Source organism: Nocardioides caricicola (assembly GCF_039541135.1).
GTDB lineage: Bacteria > Actinomycetota > Actinomycetes > Propionibacteriales > Nocardioidaceae > Nocardioides > Nocardioides caricicola.
In genome coordinates, this window is the sequence record NZ_BAABFQ010000013.1 from 1 (window position 1) to 5,394 (window position 5,394).

General features: G+C 56.2%; 3 rRNA genes. All 3 read right to left on the reverse strand.

The features are described 5' to 3' along the window. Positions 1-60, reverse strand: a 5S ribosomal RNA gene (gene rrf, locus ABD875_RS22570); the annotation flags it as partial. Positions 61-172: 112 nt separating this feature from the next. Next, positions 173-3,303: ribosomal RNA gene (locus ABD875_RS22575) — 23S ribosomal RNA — on the reverse strand. Between the two features lie 426 nt (positions 3,304-3,729). Continuing rightward, a 16S ribosomal RNA gene (locus ABD875_RS22580) occupies positions 3,730-5,255 on the reverse strand. Between the last annotated feature and the right edge of the window lie 139 nt (positions 5,256-5,394).

Sequence of the window (5,394 nt, forward strand, 5' to 3'; positions counted from 1 at the left end):
AGGCTTAACTTCCGGGTTCGGGATGGGACCGGGTGTTTCCCTTTCGCCATGGCCGCCGTAACTCTAGCGGTCATCAAAGCGTGGCTTCGATGCCAAATCTGTGTGTTCAGTTATTGAACGATAGTGGACGCGAGGCAACTGTGTTGCTTTGTAGGTTTTTGTTGAGGGTTTGTAAGACAAGCCCTCGGCCTATTAGTACCGGTCGGCTGGGCATTGCTGCTGTACACCTCCGGCCTATCAACCCAGTGTTCTGCTGGGGGCCTTACCCCCTCGAGGGGGTGGGAAACCTCATCTTGAAACGTGCTTCCCGCTTAGATGCATTCAGCGGTTATCACTTCCGAACGTAGCTAACCAGCCGTGCCCCTGGCGGGACAACTGGCACACCAGAGGTTCGTCCATCCCGGTCCTCTCGTACTAGGGACAGCCTTTCTCAAGTTTCCTACGCGCGCGGCGGATAGGGACCGAACTGTCTCACGACGTTCTAAACCCAGCTCGCGTGCCGCTTTAATGGGCGAACAGCCCAACCCTTGGGACCTACTCCAGCCCCAGGATGCGACGAGCCGACATCGAGGTGCCAAACCATCCCGTCGATATGGACTCTTGGGGAAGATCAGCCTGTTATCCCCGGGGTACCTTTTATCCGTTGAGCGACGTCGCTTCCACATGCCGACGCCGGATCACTAGTTCCGACTTTCGTCCCTGCTCGACATGTCTGTCTCACAGTCAAGCTCCCTTGTGCACTTACACTCGCCACCTGATTGCCAACCAGGCTGAGGGAACCTTTGAGCGCCTCCGTTACATTTTAGGAGGCAACCGCCCCAGTTAAACTACCCATCAGGCACTGTCCCTGAACCAGATAATGGTCCTAGGTTAGACATCTAGTACGACCAGAGTGGTATTTCAACGTTGACTCCACACTCACTGGCGTGAATGCTTCACAGTCTCCCACCTATCCTACACAAGCCGAACCAAACACCAATACCAAACTATAGTAAAGGTCCCGGGGTCTTTCCGTCCTGCCGCGCGTAACGAGCATCTTTACTCGTAGTGCAATTTCGCCGAGTCCACGGTTGAGACAGCGCCCAAGTCGTTACTCCATTCGTGCAGGTCGGAACTTACCCGACAAGGAATTTCGCTACCTTAGGATGGTTATAGTTACCACCGCCGTTTACTGGGGCTTAAGTTCTCAGCTTCGAACTTGCGTTCTAACCGGTCCCCTTAACCTTCCAGCACCGGGCAGGAGTCAGTCCGTATACATCGTCTTACAACTTCGCACGGACCTGTGTTTTTAGTAAACAGTCGCTTGGGCCTGGTCTCTGCGGCCTTCACCGCTTCCCACCGCTAGGGTGTTCACGGATCCGGCCCCCCTTCTCCCGAAGTTACGGGGGCATTTTGCCGAGTTCCTTAACCATGGTTCGCTCGATCGCCTTGGTATTCTCTACCTGATCACCTGAGTCGGTTTGGGGTACGGGCGGCGCGTAGCTCGCTAGAGGTTTTTCTCGACAGCATAGGATCACCCACTACTCCATACGGATCGGCATCGTGTCTCAGGCTCGTGATCTAACACAAGGTGACGGATTTGCCTATCACCTGCCCTACGCACTTACCCGTGGACAACCATCGCCACGGTTGGGCTACCTTCCTGCGTCACCCCATCGCTTGACTACTACCAGCTCGGGTCCCACGCTCCGCTCACCAGCCTCGCCCCGAAGGGTCCGGTCCGATGAGTTTCGGGTGGTTAGCATCACCAGGTTCGTCATGGGCGCTACTTTGCCGGTACGGGAATATCAACCCGTTGTCCATCGACTACGCCTGTCGGCCTCGCCTTAGGTCCCGACTTACCCAGGGCAGATTAGCTTGACCCTGGAACCCTTGATCATTCGGCGGCAATGTTTCTCACATTGCATTCGCTACTCATGCCTGCATTCTCACTCGTGTCGCGTCCACCCCTGGATCACTCCGGAGCTTCACTCGCGACACGACGCTCCCCTACCCATCCAGAGTTCTGAACCACGAAGGCTTGAATATTCTCTGAATGCCATAGCTTCGGCGGATGACTTGAGCCCCGCTACATTGTCGGCGCGGAATCACTTGACCAGTGAGCTATTACGCACTCTTTCAAGGGTGGCTGCTTCCAAGCCAACCTCCTGGTTGTCACTGCGACTCCACATCCTTTTCCACTTAGTCACCGCTTAGGGGCCTTAGCTGATGGTCTGGGCTGTTTCCCTCTCGACTACGGAGCTTATCCCCCGCAGTCTCACTGCTGCGCTCTCACTTACCGGCATTCGGAGTTTGGCTAACGTCAGTAACCTGGTAGGGCCCATCGGCTATCCAGTGCTCTACCTCCGGCAAGAAACACGCAACGCTGCACCTAAATGCATTTCGGGGAGAACCAGCTATCACGGAGTTTGATTGGCCTTTCACCCCTATCCACAGGTCATCCCCTCAGTTTTCAACCTAAGTGGGTTCGGTCCTCCACGCGGTCTTACCCGCGCTTCAACCTGCCCATGGATAGATCACTCCGCTTCGGGTCTTGATCGTGCTACTCAAACGCCCTATTAGGACTCGCTTTCGCTACGGCTCCCCCACACGGGTTAACCTCGCAACACAACGCAAACTCGCAGGCTCATTCTTCAAAAGGCACGCCGTCACCCCAACACCCCACAAGGGGGCAGCCGGGCTCCGACGGATTGTAGGCACACGGTTTCAGGTACTATTTCACTCCCCGCCAGGGGTACTTTTCACCTTTCCCTCACGGTACTTGTCCGCTATCGGTCATCAAGGAGTATTTAGGCTTAACGGGTGGTCCCGCCAGATTCACACGGAATTTCAGGGGTTCCGTGTTACTTGGGATACCACTCGACAGAACCGGCCTTACACTTACGGGGCTATCACCCTCTACGGCGCCACTTTCCAATGGACTTCAACTTCAACCAGTTTTTCTTACTGTCTGACCCACCGGCAGATGGATCCAAGTGGTCCCACAACCCCCACTGCGCAACGTCTGCCGACTATCACACGCAACGGGTTTAGCCTGTTCCGATTTCGCTCGCCACTACTCTCGGAATCACTATTGTTTTCTCTTCCTACGGGTACTGAGATGTTTCACTTCCCCGCGTTCCCTCCACACGCCCTATATATTCAGGCGCGGGTAACACGACATGACTCGTGCTGGGTTTCCCCATTCGGACACCCCCGGATCACAGCTCGGTTGCCAACTCCCCAGGGCTTATCGCAGGCTCCTACGTCCTTCATCGGCTCTTGATGCCAAGGCATCCACCATGTGCCCTTCATAGCTTGTCTCACAAACACTCAACAAAAACTACAAAGACTCTGAACACCACCAACCCACACACAACCGGCTCTGAAACCGGCCATCACTGGGCATTGCCTGATGGCGTCAAAAATCCGATACCTCCTGGTGTAGAGGCATCGGAAGATGCTCGCGTCCACTATCCAATTCACAAACAACCAGCCCACCACGGCCATCAACCCACACGAGGTATCCGGTCCTAGGAGGCCAAGAGGAGTCTGATCCCTCAAAGCCCAACAGTGTGCCACTTCCCCACCCAGCCCCAACACTCCAGGTTCCACACCCAACCCCCAAGAGGGCCGAGCAGTACTGAGGAGCGCCGGCACCAAGCACGGCTCTTCATCGACGATTCCACTAGTGAACACCACCAATGCCACCTGCACGGACGGCAGATGTGCGGGGTGTGTGCTCCTTAGAAAGGAGGTGATCCAGCCGCACCTTCCGGTACGGCTACCTTGTTACGACTTCGTCCCAATCGCCAGCCCCACCTTCGACGGCTCCCTCCACAAGGGTTAGGCCACCGGCTTCGGGTGTTGCCGACTTTCGTGACGTGACGGGCGGTGTGTACAAGGCCCGGGAACGTATTCACCGCAGCGTTGCTGATCTGCGATTACTAGCGACTCCGACTTCATGGGGTCGAGTTGCAGACCCCAATCCGAACTGAGACCGGCTTTTTGGGATTCGCTCCGCCTTACAGCATCGCAGCCCTTTGTACCGGCCATTGTAGCATGCGTGAAGCCCTGGACATAAGGGGCATGATGACTTGACGTCATCCCCACCTTCCTCCGAGTTGACCCCGGCAGTCTCCTATGAGTCCCCACCATAACGTGCTGGCAACATAGGACGAGGGTTGCGCTCGTTGCGGGACTTAACCCAACATCTCACGACACGAGCTGACGACAGCCATGCACCACCTGTACACCGACAAAAGGGGCCATATCTCTACAGCTTTCCGGTGTATGTCAAACCCAGGTAAGGTTCTTCGCGTTGCATCGAATTAATCCGCATGCTCCGCCGCTTGTGCGGGCCCCCGTCAATTCCTTTGAGTTTTAGCCTTGCGGCCGTACTCCCCAGGCGGGGCGCTTAATGCGTTAGCTGCGGCACGGAACCCATGGAATAGGCCCCACACCTAGCGCCCAACGTTTACGGTGTGGACTACCAGGGTATCTAATCCTGTTCGCTCCCCACACTTTCGCTCCTCAGCGTCAGGACATGCCCAGAGAACCGCCTTCGCCACCGGTGTTCCTCCTGATATCTGCGCATTTCACCGCTACACCAGGAATTCCGTTCTCCCCTGCATGCCTCTAGTCTGCCCGTATCGAAAGCAAGCACCGAGTTAAGCCCGGTGTTTTCACTCCCGACGCGACAAACCGCCTACGAGCCCTTTACGCCCAATAATTCCGGACAACGCTCGCACCCTACGTATTACCGCGGCTGCTGGCACGTAGTTGGCCGGTGCTTCTTCTGCGGGTACCGTCACCACCATTACCGGCGCTTCGTCCCCGCTGAAAGAGGTTTACAACCCGAAGGCCGTCATCCCTCACGCGGCGTTGCTGGATCAGGCTTTCGCCCATTGTCCAATATTCCCCACTGCTGCCTCCCGTAGGAGTCTGGGCCGTGTCTCAGTCCCAGTGTGGCCGGTCACCCTCTCAGGCCGGCTACCCGTCGAAGCCTTGGTAGGCCATTACCCCACCAACAAGCTGATAGGCCGCGAGCACATCCTCCACCGAAAAAACTTTCCACACAGAGCACATGCGTACCTGTGTCGTATCGGGTATTAGCCACCGTTTCCGGTAGTTATCCCCAAGTGAAGGGCAGATTACTCACGTGTTACTCACCCGTTCGCCGCTCGAGTACCCCCGAAAGGGCCTTTCCGCTCGACTTGCATGTGTTAAGCACGCCGCCAGCGTTCGTCCTGAGCCAGGATCAAACTCTCCGTTGAAAACAACAACCCCAACCAGCAAAACCAGCTGAGGAAAAAGAGATGCCCCTGACAGGAGACACTGACAAAAGTTGTCAGAATCATTGTCAAAGAAATCCATCAACCAAACCCACCCGGAGGCAGGCCCAGTCAACGGGGC